Origin of the sequence: Mesorhizobium sp. M0518 (assembly GCF_040321125.1) — a bacterium.
Classification (GTDB): Bacteria; Pseudomonadota; Alphaproteobacteria; order Rhizobiales; family Rhizobiaceae; genus Mesorhizobium.
On the sequence record NZ_JAMYQY010000010.1, the window covers coordinates 209888 to 228040 of the forward strand.

Here is an 18153-nt window from a genome sequence, read left to right on the forward strand (position 1 = left end):
TCAGCCTCCGATCCTGCCGGTGAGCGCCACCTTGAAGGTGCGGCCCTTGCCCTGTTCGGTTGCCGCCGAGGTCGACCATGCGCTTTGCGGGTCGGTGTAGGCGGTGTTGAAGATGTTATCGACGCCGAAGTCGAGCTTGAGGTTGTCATTGACGCGCCAGTTGGCGAAGACGTTGACCAGATCGAAACCGTCATCGACGACCGGCACGGCGTTGGGATTGGTGCGGCTGGTGCGGGTGATCTTGCCGACGCTGAGATATTGCGCGCCGACGGTGAGCTGGTCCTCCAGCATGCGGAAGCCGATGGTGGCCGAGAAGCGGTCGAGCGGCGTGTTGTTCAGCGCCTGGCCGGAATAGACGCCGCTGACGACCTTGGCGTCGATCAACGCGCCGGCAAGGTTCACAAAACCCCAGTTGTAATCATAGACCATCTCGGCCTCGATGCCCTTCAGCCGGGCGTCGCCGATGTTGATCGCGGTGCGCGGCAGGACGGTCAGGTCGACGTCGATGTAATCCTCGACGGCAGTGTGGAAGACGTTGAGCTTGGCGCGCAACCGGTCGCCCGCCGTCAGAACATCGTCATACTTGACGTTGATGCCGGCCTCCCAGTTCTTCGCCGTCTCGGGCTGCAGCAGAAGATTGGGCCGGTATGTATCGCCGCCGCCATGCGCGCCGCCGCCGCGGAAGACATCCTGCAGGCCCGGCGCCCGATAGCCTTCGGAATAGGTGCCATAGAGCTGGAAGCCATCGAATGGCGTGACGCCGACGGTGAGGCGCGGCGACCAACGATCGCCGGAGATCGAGGCTTCCTGCGGCGACGGGATGCGCGTTTCGCCATCGAGCTGGTAGCCGTCATACCGCATCGCAGTGATGACCTGCAGCCAGTCCTCGTAATCGCCCTGCCACTGCAGGAAGCCGCCATAGCCCTGCTGCTCGCCGGCGCCGAAATGCGCCGCTTCCGAGGAGGCCTCGAGATAGTAGTAGTCGAGTCCGTAGGTCAGCGTGTGGGCAAGCCCCCAGGCGTCGAAGCGCGAGGAGTTCTTCACATTGAAACCTGTCGTGGCCACGTCGTAGAAGCGGAAATTGCCGATCCCTGAGGCAGGCGCGACCTGCGTCTGCTCGGTGCGGGTGCGGTTGTGGTAGGCATTGGCGCTGAAGTCGATCAGCTCGTTGTCGTCTGGCTTCCAGGTGTAGGCGGCGGTGTAGGTCTGGTTGGTGGTGTTGGTGTCGTAGCGGCTCAGCGTCGGCGAGGTCGAGCCGCTGGATCCGGTGATCTGGTCGTTGTAGCGCTGCAGGATGGCGCCGAGCTTCAGCTCATGGTCATCGGCCGGCCGCAGCGTCGTCTTCAGATAGCCGCTGGTCACCCGCTCGCCGGTCCATGGCACGGTCTCGCCATTGCCGTCGGTGTAGCTGTCGCGGTCGCGGTAGATGAGGTTGCCGATGATGTCGGCATCGCCGCTAAAGCGGTAGGCACCGGTGGTGCTGGTGGTGAAGCCGTCGCCATTGTCCTCGTAGCCGAGCTTCTCGCTCAGCGCCCAGCGCTCGTCCTTCTTGAGGAAATCGCCGGCGTCCTTGGTCTCGAAGGAGACGACGCCGCCGATGCCGCCTGACCCATAGGCATTCGACACCGGGCCACGAATGACGGTGGCTTCCTTGATCAGGTCCGGTTCGACATAGAACGAGCCAGAGCCATGACCGACGCGCCAATAGTCCTGACGGGCGCCGTCGAGCGTCACGACGACGCGGCCATATTGCTCCAGGCCGCGAATGTTGATGGCGGTTGCGGGATCGTCGCCATTCATCGAGGCAGCGACGCCGGGCGTGGTGCGGAAGATATCGGCCGCTGTGTCGGGCTGAATGCGGTCGAGTTCGTCCTGATCGACGGCGCTGATGGCGGCCATCGATTCGATCACCGCCGTTTTGATCATCGTCGCCGAGATGGTGATCACGTCGAGCATCGTCGCCGGCTGGTTCTGCGCGACACTGGCCGACGCCAGGCGGCCGGTCTTGGCGGCGGCCTTTTTCTCCCGGTCCTGTTCCTGCGCGCTGGCAAGAGGCACGGCGCAGAGGCCGAGCACGAAGGCGAGCGCGGTGCTCGCCCTCAATGTCGTGTTTGTTGTAGTTGTCATGCTGCCCCCGAGCAAAAGCAAAACTGCTGGCGGTGGCTGAACGGCCTTGGCTGGCATGATTAAAAATCCCTCGACCAGGTCAGGGCATGGGTCACATATTAAAACATGATGACACAAGTCAACTTTAAATTTATAGCCAACCATCATCGAGAAGCATCTGGCACGGGAACAGCGGCATGGTCGGCAGTTTAGGCGAAGGCAAGACGACCCACTGGTCGCAACCTGGCAGGATCGCGGCGGTGCTGCTTCTGGCACTGTCGGTGCTGGCGTCTTCCTGCGGCTTCAAGGCGCTGGCCGCCGAGACCGTTGTCGATGTGCTGGGGCGAACCGTCGTGCCGGGCGCGGCGACCCGAATCGTGACGCTCGGCTCCGACGTCACCGAGATCGTCCACGCGCTGGGCGCCGGCGAGCGGATCATCTCCGTCGATCGCGGCAGCAAATATCCGCCTGAAGTCGCGCAAAAACCCAATGTCGGCTACCGCCGCCAGCTTTCGGTCGAGGGGCTGGCCAGCCTGCGTCCCGACCTGATCCTGGCAGCCGAGGACAGCGGACCGCCGGAGGCGGTCGAGGTGCTGAAGTCGCTGGCAATCTCGATCGTCTTCGTCCCGCAGGACAACAGCCCGCAAGGCATCGAGCGCAAGATCACGCTGATCGCCGCCAGCCTTGGGCTCGAGGACAAGGGCAAGGCGGTTTCCGCCGAGGTGCTCACGGCCTTTCAGACGGCATCCGATCTGGCGGCAAAAATCCCGCCGGAGCGGCGCAAGAAGGTGGTGTTCTTCCATGGCCTCGTGAAGCTGAGCGCTGCCGGCGCCGGCACCTCTGCCGACGCCATCATTCGCTATGCCGGCGGCCTCAACCCGATGGATGTCGTGCATGGCTACAAGGCGGCATCGGAGGAAAAGCTGATCGAGATGGCGCCTGACGTCATCCTGATGATGAGCGACGGCAAGGGCGGGCCGACGCCCGAGCAGGTGTTCGGCAACCGCGCGCTGGCGGCAACGCCGGCGGCGGCCAACAAGGCGCTGGTCGTGCTTGACGGCGCCTACATGATCGGCTTCGGGCCGCGCACATCAGATGCGATCCGCGATCTGGCGAAGGCGCTTTATCCGGAAGGGGGATGACGTCGTGAAAATCGCAAGGCGGTTCGGCTGGGCAGTACCAATTCGTCGGCGAACCAGTTGAGCTTGATAATCCTGTCCGTCCGGATTTCTCCGGATCGGCTTCCGCCCGAACAAACTTGGCGGCTCGGCCTGAAATATTGGCACGATATTCTAAGCCGCGCGGTTGACCGCGAATGCGCTATCCAGCCTATAATTATACTAAATTCATAGACTAACTGCGAACGTTCAGGGCGCTCGCACCTTGGCCTATGAAAATAGTTGCACAAGGGAGCGCATCGATGCCGAAGACAGAGTCCAATCCGATCGACCTCGGCACCAGGGCGGCCGATTTCCTGTTGCCCGACGCGCAAGGCGTGCTGCACCGCCTCGCCGATTTCGACGCCAAGCCGGCCTTGCTCGTCGTCTTTATTTCCAACCGCTGCCCGTTCGTCGTGCTGATCCGTGAGCAGCTTGCCGCTTTCGCCAGGGATTATGCGGGCAAGGGGCTGCAGGTGGTGGCGATCAACGCCAACGACCACGAAGCGCATCCGGAAGAAACGCTTGCCCGTATCGGCGAAGAGGCCGAAAAATTCGGCTATTCCTTCCCCTATCTCAAGGATGCGTCGCAGCAGACGGCGAAAGCCTATGGCGCGGCCTGCACGCCCGACTTCTTCCTGTTCGGCACTGACCGGCGGCTCGCCTATCACGGCCAGTTCGACGAGGCGCGGCCGGGCAATGCCAAGCCGGTGACGGGTGCCGATCTGCGAGCGGCGGTCGACACGGTGCTGGAGGGCGGCAGGCCCATTGCCAGCCAAGTGCCGTCGATCGGCTGCAACATCAAATGGAGTGCCGGCAACGAGCCGGTCTGGTCTTCCAGCGCGGTGCGCGCGGCCTAGCGCCGGCCTCGACGCATTCGCCAGGTGTCCATGCACAAGCCGCAAAAATCCGCTTCCGACAGCTTGCTGCTCCAGGCAGACGTGCTGGTGCTGGGCGGCGGTCCGTCGGCAGCCTGGGCAGCAGTCGCTGCGGCCGAGGGCGGCGCCAAGGTGGTGCTGGCCGACAAGGGCTATCTCGGCACCAGCGGCGCCACTGCGCCGTCCAATACCGGCACCTGGTGCGTACCTCCGGGCGACAACAGGCACGCCGTGGTCGAACGACGCTGGCAGCGCACCGGCGAACTCGCCGACCCGCGCTGGATGCTGCGCTGCGTCGACACCGCCTACCGCAACCTGCTCAGGCTGTCCGAATGGGGCTATCCCTTTCCGAGCGAGGATGACGGACGGCTCTACATCGCCAATCTGCGCGGCCCGGACTACATGCGCTTCATGCGCCGCCGGGTGCTTTTGGCCGGCGTCACCGTGCTCGACCATCATCCGGCGCTCGAACTTCTGTCCGACGGCGATGCCATTGTCGGCGCCGCTGGTGTTGCGAGACAGATCGGCCAGGACTGGCGCGTCGACGCCAACGCCGTGGTGCTGGCGACCGGCGGCTGCGCCTTTCGCGAACGCATCCTCGGCGCCACCGGGCTGACTGGCGACGGCTATCTGATGGCGGCCGAAGCCGGCGCCAGCCTGTCGGGTATGGAGTTCACCGGCAAATACACGCTGGCGCCCTATGGCTCATCGCTGAACAAGGGCCTGCCGTTCCGCTGGGCCTCGTTCCATCGCGAAGATGGCTCCCCGATCGTCCGACCGACCGGCGAGCCGTTGCGTAACGGCATCGGCGACCGCGAGGAGGAAGTGGCGCGCGCGCTGATCGACGGCCCGGTCTATGCGCGGCTCGATCAGGCCGAGCCGGCGCTGCAAGGCTGGCTGCGCCAGGGCCAGCCGAATTGCTTCGTGCCCTACGACCGCGCCGGCATCGATCCGTTCAGCGAGCTGTTCCGCGTCACCTTGCGCGCCGAAGGCACGGTGCGCGGCACCGGCGGCATCGACATCGTCTCCGACGATTGCGCCACCGGCGTGCCCGGCCTCTATGTCGCCGGCGACGCCGCCAGCCGCGAGATGATGACCGGGGCCGTGTCGGGCGGCGGCGCCGTCAATTCATCCTGGGCGCTGGCCAGCGGCTGGTGGGCCGGCAAGGGCGCCTCGACCCATGCCAAGCGCCGCACCGGCAAGGCCTTCCGCAGCGCGGTGCAATCGCTCGGCCAGGCTGGATTGCGTCCTGCATCTTCGCCGCGTGCCGACACCTCGGCAGGCGAAGTCATCGAGGCGGTGCGCAACGAGGTGACGCCGCTCGACAAGAATTTCTTCCGCACCGGCGAGGGCCTGGAGAAAAGCGGCGAGCGGCTGGAGAGTGTCTGGCGCGACGTGCGCGACCATCTGCAAGGCGAGGGGCTGGATCGGGTCCGTACCCGCGAGGCGGCATCGATCGCCGCTGCCGGGCGCTGGTCCGTGGCCGCAGCGCTGCACCGCACCGAGAGCCGCGGCATGCACCGCCGCACCGATCTGCAGGGCAAGAGCCCGGCCTTCGCGCACCGGCTGGTCATCACCGGTGTGGATGAGTTCCGCATCGCAGGTGCGCCTGAGCGGCTGGCGGAGCTGGCGTCATGATCGAGATCGTCTCGGCCACGCGCTGCGTCGAATGCGACATCTGCGTCAAGGTGTGCCCGGCCAATGTCTTCGACGCGACCGACAATGGCGTGCCGGTGATCGCTCGCCAGGAGGACTGCCAGACCTGCTTTCTCTGCGAGATCTATTGCCCGACCGACGCGCTTTATGTGGCCGAGTTCGCCGAAGGGCCGACCGGCATCACGGAAGCTCAGGCCGACGCCCGACGGCTGTTCGGCTCCTATGCCCGCGCGCTTGGCTGGAAGCGCGGCAAGGTGGGCGGCTCGGAATTCGACCCGACGCACCGCATCCGCGTGGCGCAGTGAACCGATCGGAGACAGATATGGACCGCCCGAACATGGACCGGATCGTCGTCAGCGACATCAGCAAGACGTTCCAGCTCAAGCCGGGGCAGTTCGTCACCGTCGATGGCGAGGCGACCGACCGCGTCACCGTGCTCGACGGCGTTTATCTCTCGATCCGCAAAGGCGAGTTCATCACGCTGGTCGGCCCGAGCGGCTCGGGCAAGTCGGTGCTGCTCGATATCATTGGCGGGCTGACGCAGGCGACCGGCGGCGACGTCCAGCTCGACGGCAGGCGCATCACCAGGCCCGATCCAAAGACCGGCTATGTCTTCCAGCAATATGCGTTGTTTCCCTGGCGCACGGCGCTCGCCAACATCGAATATGCGCTGGAAGTGCGCGGCGTGGCCAAGGCCGAGCGTACCGCCACAGCCCGCCATCTGTTGGCGCTGTTCGGCCTTGCTGGTTTCGAGGACCGTTTTCCCAACCAGCTGTCCGGCGGCATGCAGCAGCGTGTGGCAATCGCGCGTGCGCTGGCCAGCAACCCGGAAGTGCTGCTGATGGATGAGCCGTTCGCGGCGCTCGACCAGCAGACGCGTGAACTGCTGCAAGGCGAGCTGCTGCGGATCTGGGGCAAGATCAACACGACTGTCATTTTCGTCACCCACTCGATCGACGAGGCGATCTTCCTCGCCGATCGCGTGGTGGTGATGACGGCGCGGCCGGGCGCGGTGAAGGAGATCATCGATATCGACCTGCCACGGCCGCGCGACGGCGACATCCGCGCCAGCGCCGAATTCAACGCCTATCGCGCCCGCGTCTGGGACGTGCTGCGCGACGAGGTCAACAAGGCGCAGAAGGACTGGACCCTGTCGCCAGCCTTCAGTCACTGAGGAGCTGGACCCATGGCCTATCTGACCGAGAAGTTTGGCTCCGCTGGAGCGCTCCACCTGTTTGCCGGCGCTGGCGAAACGGTCGCTGCCGCCAGGGTCCCCGCCATCAAGGCCAGCGCCAAGAACCGGAGCAAGAAAGCGAGCCACGGCACGTTCCTCTATGGCTTGCCGCTGCTCGGCCTGTTCTTCCTGCTGTGGGAGATCGCGCCCCGGCTCGGCTGGCTGAACCGGATCTTCTTTCCGCCGCTGAGCGAGGTGCTGGTCGCCTGGTGGGCGCTGCTCGCCTCGGGCGTGCTGATCGAGCATATCGGCATAAGCCTGCAGCGCGCTGCGATCGGCTTCGCACTCGGCGTGGTGGTGGCCATCCCGCTCGGTCTGTTGATGGGGCGCTATTGGCTGTTCGAGAAGGTTTCCGACCTTCTGGTGCAGACGCTGCGCAACACATCGCAATTCGCACTGCTGCCGGTGTTCATCCTTTTGCTCGGCATTGGTGAGGAATCGAAGGTGGCGATCACCTTCTACTCCTCGGTTTTCTTTCTCCTCGTCAACACGATCAGCGGCGTCAAGTCGGTGGATCCGCTGCTGATCAAGGCGGCGCGCTCGATGGGCACGTCCGACTTCGATCTGTTCCGGAAAGTCATCCTGCCGGCCAGCATTCCCTCGATCGTCGCCGGCGCGCGGCTGGCGGTGAAATCCTCGCTGTTCGCGGTCATTGGCGCCGAGATGCTGGCGGCCAAATCCGGCCTCGGTTTCCTCATCCAGAACTCGCAGCTGATGATGGAAACGGCCGACATGTATGCCGGCATCCTGACGCTGACCGTCATCGGCCTGACCGTCAACTACCTGCTTGTCTGGTTCGAGCGCTGGGCGACAGCCTGGAAAGGCCAGTCCGAGACCTCGCTCATCTGAGCCGTCCATTCATTCCAATCAGGAAGGATTTTTCCCATGCCCAGCATTCCATTCGATGCACTTCGCCGACTGCTCCTGAAGGGCGCCATTGCCGTCGTCATCGGCCTTGGCGGCATGCCTGCCTTCGCCCAGGACAAGCCGGAAATCATCCGCATCGGCAGTACCGCGCCGGGGCATCTCAAATTCATCCTCGCCCAGAAGGACGGCTGGTGGGAGAAGGAATTCGCCAAGGACGGCATCAAGGTCGAACTGGTGACTTTCAATGGCGGTTCGGAGGCGACGACAGCGTTGGCCACCGGCGCGATCGAATTCACCTATACCGGCAACAATCCAGCGCTGCGGGTTGCTGCGTCCGGCGCCGACGTCAAGCTGATCGGCCTGTCGAGCTATGTGAAGGCCGGCGGTTCCTACATCGTCGTCAAGACCGACTCGCCGCTGAGGACACTGCAGGATCTCAAGGGTAAGAAGGTCGCCTATTTGACCGGCACGGTGCGGCATTCGAATTTCAGCAAGGCGCTGAACAGCGTCGGCCTGACCACCAATGATGTCGAAGGTCTGAACCTGCCTTTCGAGGCATCCGGCCCGGCGCTGCTGCGCGGCGATATCGACGCCATTGTCGAGACCGATTCGACGGCGGCCAAGCTGGTCGACACCGGCGAGGCGCGCGTCCTGTTCGACACCAGCACCCATCCGGAATGGAACGTGCCCAACGTCATCTCGGTCAACGGCGCCTTCGCGGCGAAATATCCCGATCTGGTCAAGCGGCTGCTGAAGGTCGATATCGAGATTTCGCGCTGGGCCGACGCCCATCCGGACCAGACGATCAAGACCTTTGTCGAGGCGACCAAGTCGTCGGAAAAATCCGTCCGCAAGACCTATGCCGACGGGGTGTTCCATCAGGATCCGAAACTCACGGACGACGCGATCGCCGCCTTGCAGGGCGAGGAGAAATTCATGGCCAGCGCCGGGCTCCTGAAGGGCTCGATCGACTATGGCAAATGGGTCGACAAGAGCTTTGTCGATGGCGCCGCGGCTGAAGTCGCTGCCGTCCAATAGGCCCGGAAAGATCGAGCGGGCGGCGCTTTGCGGCGCCGCCTCGTACAGGTCAAATCTCCGGAATGTTCTCCTTGAAGATCACCTGCAGCCTTGGCTGGTGCAATTCGTAGGGCAGCCCCCGGACCGCATGGATCAGGGTGTTGAGCGCTTCGCGGGCCTCGACGCGCGGGTTCTGGTCGATCACCGCGTCGAGCGTGCCGTCGAGCAGAAGGTCCTTGGTGCCGTCCGTCACTTCGTGGCCGAGGAAGACCATGGATTGGGCGCGGCCGCGCTCCTTGAGCGCGCGGGCGATGCCGGTGTTGCCGGCGCCGACATTGTAGATCGCGGCAAGGTCGGGGTGCCGCTCCAGCAGGGCCGATGCCTCCGAATAGGCCTTCTCGCGGTCGTCGAGCATTTCGCGCATCTCGACGATCTGCAGATTGGGTGATTCCTCGGTCAATACGTGGCGGAACCCCATCTCGCGTTCCTCGTGGCCGCGATAAGACAGCGAGCCGGCGAACAGCGCCACCTTGCCCGGACGCCCCGATCCCATGAAGCGGTTGAGCAGATAGCCGGCCAGCCGCCCGGCGGCGCGGTTGTCGATGCCGATATAGGCGACCCTGGGTACATGCAGGATGTCGGAGGCGATGGTCACCACCTTGATGTCGTTGGCCGACAGGGAGCGGATTGCTTCGCGCACCGTCGGATGGTCGAGCGCGATGACGCCGACGCCTTGCGTCTGTCCGCGCAGATCCTGCAACAGGCGAGCAAGCCGGTCAGGATTGAAGCCCTCGATGGTGGCGATATGAACATCGAGGTCGGGCCGCGCCAGAGCCTGTGCCTCGATCTGGCGGTGCAGCATCTTGATGAAGGAATTGGTGCCGGCCGGCAGGGCGAAGTCGAGCCGGATGACCTCGCCGGGCGAGGGTCGTGGCGGCGCGCCGTTCGGGCCTTCGGCGATGTAGCCGAGGCGCTGCGCCATTTCGAGCACGATTTCCCGTGTGCGCGCCCGTACGCCGGGTCGGTTGTTGAGCACGCGGTCGACGGTGGCGGCCGAGACGCCGGCCTCCCGGGCTATGTCAGTCAGGGTGGAACGCACCGTCTTTCATCTCCTGCATGCGTCAGATCGGCTGGTGACGGCTTCCCCGCCATCGGCGATTCTGATGGGAAATGATGTATCCGCCCTTGGCCGATGTGCAAGCCGCCGCGCTAAATCAAATCGTCCGGCAGGGCTGCGCAGGGCCGGTAAGGGCCGGGTGCCCTCAAATTGAGGCATTCGGCGTGACGCATGGATCCCGTTTTTGTGCATTTCCTTGCCTTGTTGCAACGTTATGAGGTGTTTTGATTATTTATGATGTTGACAGCCTTGCCATGCTGCCGTCAATATCCCTCATAAGGGCCGTGGAGGAAACGTGGCCCTGAGGGAGGAGTTTCAATGTCTGACTTGATCCGCATCTCGCGGCGCCGGCTGCTGGCATCCGGAGGAAAGGCGGCTGTGATCATGGCCGCCGCTGGTATCGCACCCCAATTCATTCGTCCCGGACGTGCCTATGCGGCCGACGCGCTGGCGCCCGGCATGATCGGCGGCCCGACGGGCTTCGAAGGGGCCGAGCGCTACCAGTATGGCGCCGATACGCCGGAAGGCCGCGCCATCGAGGCGGCCAAGGCGCTGAAGGGCGCCGGCAAGGCGCCGGCCAAGATCGTGCTCGGCCTGTCCGACGGCTCGATCGGCCAGCTCACGCAGCCGTTCCCGGCCGGTGCGCCGTCGATCAAGGAGCTGTGGGAAAAGGAAACCGGCATCGCGATCGAAATCGTCGGTTTGCCGAACGGCCAGGAATTCACCAAGACGATGCAGGACATCTCCACCAAGGGTGGGGCCTACGACATCTACTCGACCGAATGGAACCGTCTTGGCGACCTCGCCGAAACCGGCGGCATCGCCAAGCTCGACGACTTTGTCGCGCAGCATAAGCCTGAATGGGACGATCCGGTCAGCGGCTATGTCAACGGCGCCAAGGGCGTGTCGCTGCTCAACAAATACCGCGGCTCGAACTATGGCGTGTCGCTGGACGGCGACTTCCAGACTTGGGTCTACCGCGCCGACCTGTTCGGCGACGAAGCCGAGAAGAAGGCCTTCAAGGACAAATACGGCTACGATCTGGCGCCGCCGAAGACCTGGAAGCAGCATGGCGACATAGCCGCCTTCTTCCAGCGACCGGACAAGGGCCTGTTCGGCTCGACCGACCTGCGCAACCAGGGCTGGGGCTACACGAACTGGTACCAGCGCTATGTCTCGATGGCTTCGCCCAACCAATTCCTGTTTGGCGATGACGGCAAGCCGATGATCAATTCCGAGCAAGGTATTGCCGCCACCAACGAATATGTCGCTTCGCTCGCGCATCATTCGCCGGATGCGATCTCCTGGGGTTGGCCGGAGCAATACGGCAACTTCGCCAAGGGTGGTGCGGCGATGACCTGCGCCTTCTCCAACTTGCCGAAATTCCTCGACAATGCCGGCAACAAGGATTCAGCCGTCACCGGCAAGATCGGCTCGATGCTGCCGCCCGGCCGCGAGATCGGCGGCAAGCTGATCAGCCGTTCCGTGCTGTGGTTCTCGCTGACCGGCATGGTCTCGTCGCAGTCGAAAAACCAGGAGGTCGCCTATCTCCTGCTGCAATGGCTGGGCTCGGCCCGTATCTACGCATGGATGAGCGCCAACCCCGGCGGTTATCTGGACCCGTTCCGGCTTTCGGACTTCTCCGATCCGCTGGTGCGCCAGACCTATCATGCCTACCACATGGACGTCGTGCGCGAGACGGTCGCCCGCACCGTGCCAACCATCAACTATCCCGGCGCGACAGCCTTCCACAATGCGCTCGACGAGAACCTGATGGCGGCGCTGACCAAGGCCAAGACATCGGAGCAGGCGATGGCCGATACCGAGGCAGAGTGGAAAAAGATCGCCCGGCGCACCGGCGAGGACAAACTGCTCGAAGCCATCAAGACCAACAAGGAGGCCTGGCCGACAGTTCTCGATCCAATCGTCTGATCCTTCTCCCTGGATCATATCGAAGGAGGGGAGGAGCTTGCTTCTCCCCTCCGCCCACAACGCCACCAGCAAAGCCGCCAGATGAAGCGTTCCTTTCCTTTCCTGATATTCCGCTATGCCGCGATCTTCGCGGCCATGGCGGTTACGCTGGTGCCGATCCTGTGGATGGTATCGATGGCCTTCAAGCCGATCGCCGAATGGTCGGCGACCGGCGCCGACCTGACCTGGTGGCCGAAGAACCCGACGCTCAGCAATTTCCGTTTCGTCTTCGGCGAGTCGACCAACAATTTGATCGTCGCGCTCGACCGTAACGCGCTGAAGCCGATCCTCGCATCGCTGCTGTCGGCGGTTTTCGGCACGGTGATCGCCATGTCGGCGGGCACTGCCGCGGCTTATGGGCTGTCGCGTTTCGGCTCCGGCCAGAACCTGCCGCTGGCGCTGATCCAGCTCAGGATCTTTCCGCCGATGGCGGTCATGATCCCGGTGATGATCATGTGGGCTTTCCTCAACTTCACCGATAGCTGGTGGGGCCTGGCGCTAATCTACGGCATCGTCACCTTGCCGTTCGCCTTCTGGCTGATGAAGACCTTCTTCGACGACATGCCGCGCGAGATCGAGGAGGCGGCGCTTGTCGAAGGCTGTTCGCGGCTGCGCGTCTTCACGCGCATCACGCTGCCGATGATGCGCGCGCCGCTCGCCAGTGCCGCGCTCTTCGTCTTCATCCTCAACTGGTCGGACTATTTGATCGCGCTGCTTCTGACGACGCGCGAATGGGTGACCATCCCGGTCTACATGGCCTCTCTGTCCTCCTCGATGACTGGGCAGCTCTATGGCGCCAAGGCGGCGCTTGGGCTGATCGCGGCCGTGCCGCCGGTCATCATGGGCATCGCCATCCAACGCCATCTGGTGCGCGGGTTGACGTTCGGGGCGCTCAAGCAATGAGCGCGGTGACTGTCATGACTTCCAAGGATGAGATGAAAGCCGTCGGAACAAGGCCGGGTTCGCGTGACGAGGGCGCAAGGCTGGGTTTCCGGCTGACATTGCCCGCTCAGATCCTCGTGCTGTTCATCTCGGCCTTCCCGCTGTTGATGCAGCTCTACATCAGCGTCACCGACTGGTCGCCTCTGTCGGGCACCGGCTGGTGGAACGCCTGGTCGATGTGGAACAGCTTTGCCAACTACACCGATCTCGCCGCCGACGCGCGCTTCTGGAGCGCGCTGAAGCGTACGGCCATCGTCATGATCGTCTGCGTGCCGGCGGAATTCCTGCTTGGCCTGGCACTGGCGACGCTGTTTGCCGACGATTTCCCGGGCAAGCGCGTCTTCTACTCGATCCTGCTGATGCCGATGATGGTGGTGCCGGCGGTGGCCGGCTACATGTTCTTCATGCTGTTCCAGTCAGGCGGCCCGGTGAACGACATCTTGTCGTCGCTGACCGGTTCTCCCGTCACCATCGCCTGGCTGTCGGATCCGACGCTGGCGCTGATCGCGGTGATGGTCGCCGATATCTGGCAATGGACGCCGCTGATGTTCCTCATCCTGCTCGCCGGCCTGGTCGGCGTGCCGGAGGACCAGATCAAGGCGGCGACGCTGCTCGGCGCCAATCCCTGGCAGCGCTTCGTCACCATCGTGCTGCCGAAGATGAAGACGATCATCATCATCGCGCTGGCGATCCGGGTGATAGAGAACTTCAAGATCTTCGACACGCTCTACATCATGACCGGCGGCGGTCCAGGCGTCGCCACCGAAACCATCTCGGTCTACATCTACAAGCTCACCACGCAGGACCTGATCTGGGGCTATGTGGCGGCGATCGCGCTGGCCATTTTGGTCGTGCTGTCGATCGTCGCGGTGTTCGCCATGAAGCGCATGGCGCGGGCACGCGAGGTGGCGGCATGAGCGCAATTCACCTGCAAAACCTGGTCAAGAAATTCGGCGACTTCACCGCGCTGAAAACCATGGATTTGGCAATTGCCGATGGCGAGTTCATGGCGCTGCTCGGCCCGTCGGGCTGCGGCAAGTCGACGACGATGAACATGATCGCCGGCATGGAAGAGCCGACCGGCGGCAAGATCCTGTTCGGCGAGCGCGACATGGCCGGCGTACCGATGGGCCGGCGCGGCGTCGGCTTCGTCTTCCAGAACTACGCCATCTTCACGCATATGACGGTGCGCCAGAACCTTGCCTATGGACCAAAAATGCGAGGGGCTGCCAAAGCCGAGATCGATCGCCGTGTCGGCGCCATCGCCGAGATGCTGCAACTGACGCCGCTGCTCGACCGCAAGGCCGACAGGCTGTCAGTCAACATATTGCAGCGGGTGGCGATCGGCCGCTCGGCGATCATGGAGCCGGCGATCTTCCTGCTCGACGAGCCGCTGTCCAATGTCGACGCGGCTTTCCGGGCCGTCATGCGCACCGAACTGAAGCAGCTGCAGCGGCAGTTCCGCCAGACCATGGTCTATGTCACCCACGACCAGCTCGAGGCGATGACCATGGCCGACCGGATCGCGGTCATGGATCATGGCGTGTTGCAGCAGGTCGGCACGCCACTCGAGGTCTACAACGATCCCGCCAATGTCTTCGTCGCCCGCTTTATCGGTGCGCCGGGCATGAATCTGCTCAAGGGCAGGCCGGTGGAAAGCGACCGCGGACTGGTCGTCGATCTCGGACCGCTGGGCGTCACGCCGCCGCTGCCGGTCGAACTCGCGGCGGCCATGCGTGGTGCGCGCGGCGAGGTGCTTTACGGATTCCGTCCTGAACAGGCGACGTTGGTGCAGAATGGGCAGGGCCTCGCAATGCCGGTGACCTTCGTCGAACGGATCGGTGCGCGCACCATCGTTCATCTCGGCCAGGGCGAGGCGGCTGTGAAAACGGTGTTCGACAATGATGTCGGACTGGCTATCGGCGACACCGCTGTCATTGCCCCCACTACGTCGTCGGTGCGCGTCTTCGACGCCGCTACCGGCCTTGCGATAAAGGCAGGTTGAGATGGCCGATATCGTCTTTCGCAATGTGACCAAACGCTACGGCAATATACTCGCCGTCGACGACGCCTCGTTCACCGTCAACGACAATGAGTTCTTCTGCTTCTTCGGACCGCCGCTGTCAGGCAAGTCGACCATTCTGCGCCTGGTGCTCGGGCTGGAGACACCTGACACCGGTGAAGTCCTGATCGGAGGCAGGCCGGTCAACGCGATGTCGCCGGCCGAGCGCAACGTGGCGATGGTGTTCCAGAACCTGGCGCTGTTTCCGCATATGAGCGCGCTCGAAAATGTCCGCTTTCCCCTGGTCGAACGCCGGGTCGCCGAGGCCGAGATCAAGTGGCGGGTCACGGACGTCGCGGCGAAGCTGCATATCGGCCATATCCTGCACAAGCCGCCGGGACAGCTTTCGGGCGGGGAGCGGCAGCGCGTGGCGATCGCGCGGGCTCTGGTGCGCGATCCCAATGCCTATCTGATGGATGATCCGATCTCGGCGCTAGACGCCAGGCTGCGCGAGGAAACGCGCGTCGAGCTGAAGCGCATCCAGCGCGAACTCGGCAAGACGCTGATCTATGTCACGCATGACCAGGAAGAGGCGATGTCGGTCGCCGACCGCATCGCCATCCTGGAGGACGGCAAGATCAGGCAGATCGGCACGCCGGCAGAGATCTACGACCGCCCGGCCAGCACGTATGTGGCAAGGCTGCTTGGCTCGCCGATGATGAACATTCTCAGATCGGCGCGCAGCGAGGGCGGTGTCGAAGCGGCTGAAGGGACGATCCGCATCGAAGACAAGACAGCGCCCGCCGACGCCGTGGAGATCGGCCTGAGGCCGGAAGACATCAAGGTTAGACCGTGGGCGGATGGGGGCCCGGGCCGCCCGGCGCGAGTGTTCGAGGTCGAGCCGCTTGGCGGCTATACCGTGGTGACGCTCGCTGCCGGGCAGGCGCGGCTAAAGGCATTGCTGCGCGGCCAGCCCGACGTCCGGCCGGATGCCATGGTGGCGATATCCTGCGAGCCGGCCAGAGTGCATTATTTCGAACAGAGCGGCGGAGCGTTGGCACGATGACGGCCGCCGCAAGGAAAGAGTTTCGGGAGGAAGAGATGGCAAGCAAAGACTTCGAGCCGGACGTGAAGGTCCGCACGAAGGAATACAGGATCGGCTGCGTCGGCGCCGGCATGATCATGGCCGAGTGCCATCTCGCCGCCTACAAGGAAGCTGGATTCCCGGTGGTGGCGATCGCCTCGCGCACCAGGGCCAGCGCCGAGAAGGTGGCGACGCGCTGGAGCATCCCCACGGTCCACGACACGCCCGAAAAACTGATCGAGGACGAGAATGTCGAGATCATCGATCTTGCCTTCCCGCCCGACCTGCAGCCGGCGCTGATCCGTCACGCGCTGAAGCAGAAGCACATCAAGGCGATCCTGGCGCAGAAGCCATTGGCCTTGTCGGTTGAGGAAGCGGTCAAGCTGCGCGACGAGGCGGCCAAGGCCGGCAAGATCCTCTCGGTCAATCAGAACATGCGCTACGACCAGTCGATGCGCGTCTTGAAGCAGATCATCGACAGCGGCGCGCTGGGCGAGATCATCTTCGCCCAGATCGACATGCACGCCATCCCCCACTGGCAAAGCTTCCTCGAGGATTACGACCGGCTGACGCTGGCCAATATGAGCGTGCATCATCTCGATGTGCTGCGCTTCCTGTTCGGTGACCCCTCAGAGATCACCACGCTGACGCGGAAGGATCCGCGCACGACATTCGACCATTCCGACGGCATCACCGTGTCGACGCTGCGCTTCCCGTCCGGCGTGCTCGCCGTGTCGCTGGAGGATGTCTGGTCCGGTCCGCGCCAGGATGGCTACAAGGACGACCAGCACATCAACTGGCGCGTCGACGGCACCAAGGGCGTCGCGAAGGGCACCATCGGCTGGCCGACGGGCGCGGCCTCGACGCTGACCTATGCCTCGACCGAGACGACCGGCGGCGAATGGGTCAGCCCGAGTTGGGACACGATGTGGTTCCCGCATGCCTTTATCGGCGTGATGGAGCAGCTCCAGCATGCGGTGAAGACCGGCACGCCGCCGGCGCTGTCGGTGGCCGACAACGTCAAGACCATGGCGCTGGTCGAGGCGGGGTATCGCTCGATCGACGAGGGCCGCACTGTCAAGCTTTCCGAAATCGCTATCTGATCACCGCAACTGAAACACCAGACAACTGAATCGCTTACAGGGAGGAATTCACACCATGATGCAGGCAGGTATTTTCACGGGCTATTTCCCGTACGGCCTCGAAGAGACGGCGAAGAAGATCCGCGGGCTCGATTTCAACACGGTGCAGCTCGACCTGCATTTCAAGGACGTCGACCTGTCGGCGGGGCAGATCACCAAGGACAAGGCCAAGAAGGTGCGCGACGTCTTCCGCGATCATCACCTGCCGGTGTGCTGCATTTCCGGCTACACAAACATCATCCATCCCGACAAGGCCGAGCGCGACAAGCGTGTCGGCTATCTCAAGGAGATCATCCGCAACGCCCGCCATTTCGGCAGCCCGTATGTGATCTCGGAAACCGGCACCTACAACACCGAATCCGACTGGGTGCATCACCCCAAGAACAAGACCGAGGAAGGGTTCGAGGAGTGCCGCAAGGTGGTCGCCGAGCTCGCCCAGACGGCCTATGACCACGGCGCGGTCTTCCTGCTCGAAACCTACGTCAACAACGTCGTCGGCTCGGTCGAGGAGACGGTGAAGATGTTCGCGCAGGTCGACCATCCCGGCCTTGGTCTGCTGATGGACCCGACCAATTATTTCGAGACGCATAACATCGACAGGATGGACCAGATCCTGAACCAGGTGTTCGACACGCTGACCGACAAGATCAGAATAGCTCACGCCAAGGACGTCAAGCGTTCGGGCGGCGACAAGTCCGAGAAGCACGCCGATATCGGCGACGAGGACGCGCTGGAGAGCCACACCTTCCGTGGCGTCGGCGAGATCGAGCTGCCGGCACCGGGCCTCGGTTCGCTGAACTACGATCTCTACCTCCAGCGGCTGGCGGAAAAGCATCCGAACATTCCTGTGATCATCGAGCATCTCTCGGAAGACGACGTGCCGCGCGCCAAGAAATTCCTCGATGGGAAGTTCCGCGCCAACGGTCTGTGACGGTCACTGCGCGCTGTCGGTTCGCGGCGGCGCGGCCCAAAAGCAAGGG

At 63.7% G+C, this 18153-nt stretch carries 16 protein-coding genes; 14 read left to right on the top strand and 2 right to left on the bottom strand.

Annotation, left to right across the window (positions count from 1 at the left end; translation table 11 throughout):
- Positions 1-2127, bottom strand: a complete 2127-nt coding sequence (locus NKI66_RS17100; protein WP_352752331.1) for a TonB-dependent hemoglobin/transferrin/lactoferrin family receptor — start codon at positions 2125-2127, stop codon at positions 1-3.
- Positions 2128-2303: 176 nt separating this feature from the next.
- Here NKI66_RS17100 and NKI66_RS17105 point away from each other — a divergent pair, with 176 nt between their 5' ends.
- From NKI66_RS17105 to NKI66_RS17135, 7 genes are all read left to right on the top strand, one after another.
- The gene (locus NKI66_RS17105; protein WP_352752333.1) at positions 2304-3248 is read left to right on the top strand and encodes a heme/hemin ABC transporter substrate-binding protein; all 945 of its coding nucleotides are present in this window, start codon (positions 2304-2306) and stop codon (positions 3246-3248) included.
- Between the two features lie 278 nt (positions 3249-3526).
- Positions 3527-4123, top strand: coding sequence for a thioredoxin family protein (locus NKI66_RS17110; RefSeq protein ID WP_352752335.1), 597 nt, complete (start codon positions 3527-3529; stop codon positions 4121-4123).
- 30 nt (positions 4124-4153) lie between these two features.
- Positions 4154-5779 (top strand): FAD-binding protein, encoded by a 1626-nt coding sequence (locus tag NKI66_RS17115; RefSeq protein WP_352752338.1) that lies wholly within the window; start codon positions 4154-4156, stop codon positions 5777-5779.
- Complete coding sequence (locus NKI66_RS17120) at positions 5776-6102, top strand: 4Fe-4S dicluster domain-containing protein (RefSeq protein ID WP_352752340.1); 327 nt, start codon at positions 5776-5778, stop codon at positions 6100-6102. Before NKI66_RS17115 ends, NKI66_RS17120 begins: the two co-directional genes overlap by 4 nt.
- Positions 6103-6134: 32 nt before the next feature.
- On the top strand, positions 6135-6971 hold the full coding sequence (locus tag NKI66_RS17125; protein WP_352752360.1) for an ABC transporter ATP-binding protein: 837 nt from the start codon (positions 6135-6137) through the stop codon (positions 6969-6971).
- A gap of 12 nt (positions 6972-6983) precedes the next feature.
- The gene (locus tag NKI66_RS17130) at positions 6984-7880 is read left to right on the top strand and encodes an ABC transporter permease (RefSeq protein ID WP_352752342.1); all 897 of its coding nucleotides are present in this window, start codon (positions 6984-6986) and stop codon (positions 7878-7880) included.
- Between the two features lie 36 nt (positions 7881-7916).
- Positions 7917-8936, top strand: coding sequence for an aliphatic sulfonate ABC transporter substrate-binding protein (locus NKI66_RS17135; RefSeq protein WP_352554750.1), 1020 nt, complete (start codon positions 7917-7919; stop codon positions 8934-8936).
- 49 nt (positions 8937-8985) lie between these two features.
- On the opposite strand, the gene NKI66_RS17140 is transcribed toward NKI66_RS17135, so the two are convergent.
- Positions 8986-10014 (bottom strand): LacI family DNA-binding transcriptional regulator, encoded by a 1029-nt coding sequence (locus tag NKI66_RS17140; protein ID WP_023814039.1) that lies wholly within the window; start codon positions 10012-10014, stop codon positions 8986-8988.
- A gap of 336 nt (positions 10015-10350) precedes the next feature.
- On the opposite strand from NKI66_RS17140, the gene NKI66_RS17145 reads away from it, so the two are divergent.
- The 7 genes from NKI66_RS17145 (at position 10351) to NKI66_RS17175 (ending at position 18104) form a co-directional block, all read left to right on the top strand.
- Positions 10351-11964, top strand: a complete 1614-nt coding sequence (locus NKI66_RS17145; RefSeq protein WP_023814038.1) for an extracellular solute-binding protein — start codon at positions 10351-10353, stop codon at positions 11962-11964.
- An 81-nt stretch (positions 11965-12045) separates the two neighbouring features.
- Positions 12046-12906: a carbohydrate ABC transporter permease gene (locus tag NKI66_RS17150; protein WP_023814037.1), complete on the top strand. Its 861-nt coding sequence runs from the start codon at positions 12046-12048 to the stop codon at positions 12904-12906.
- Positions 12903-13862 carry a carbohydrate ABC transporter permease gene (locus NKI66_RS17155; protein ID WP_023814036.1) on the top strand — a complete coding sequence of 320 codons (960 nt, stop codon included), beginning with the start codon at positions 12903-12905 and terminating at the stop codon, positions 13860-13862. Before NKI66_RS17150 ends, NKI66_RS17155 begins: the two co-directional genes overlap by 4 nt.
- Positions 13859-14950, top strand: coding sequence for an ABC transporter ATP-binding protein (locus tag NKI66_RS17160; RefSeq protein WP_023814035.1), 1092 nt, complete (start codon positions 13859-13861; stop codon positions 14948-14950). The genes NKI66_RS17155 and NKI66_RS17160 overlap by 4 nt, the downstream gene beginning before the upstream one ends.
- A gap of 1 nt (position 14951) precedes the next feature.
- Positions 14952-16013: an ABC transporter ATP-binding protein gene (locus NKI66_RS17165; RefSeq protein ID WP_023814034.1), complete on the top strand. Its 1062-nt coding sequence runs from the start codon at positions 14952-14954 to the stop codon at positions 16011-16013.
- Between the two features lie 35 nt (positions 16014-16048).
- Complete coding sequence (locus tag NKI66_RS17170) at positions 16049-17134, top strand: Gfo/Idh/MocA family protein (RefSeq protein WP_023814033.1); 1086 nt, start codon at positions 16049-16051, stop codon at positions 17132-17134.
- A 55-nt stretch (positions 17135-17189) separates the two neighbouring features.
- Positions 17190-18104 carry a sugar phosphate isomerase/epimerase family protein gene (locus NKI66_RS17175; protein ID WP_023814032.1) on the top strand — a complete coding sequence of 305 codons (915 nt, stop codon included), beginning with the start codon at positions 17190-17192 and terminating at the stop codon, positions 18102-18104.
- The last annotated feature ends 49 nt before the right edge of the window (positions 18105-18153 follow it).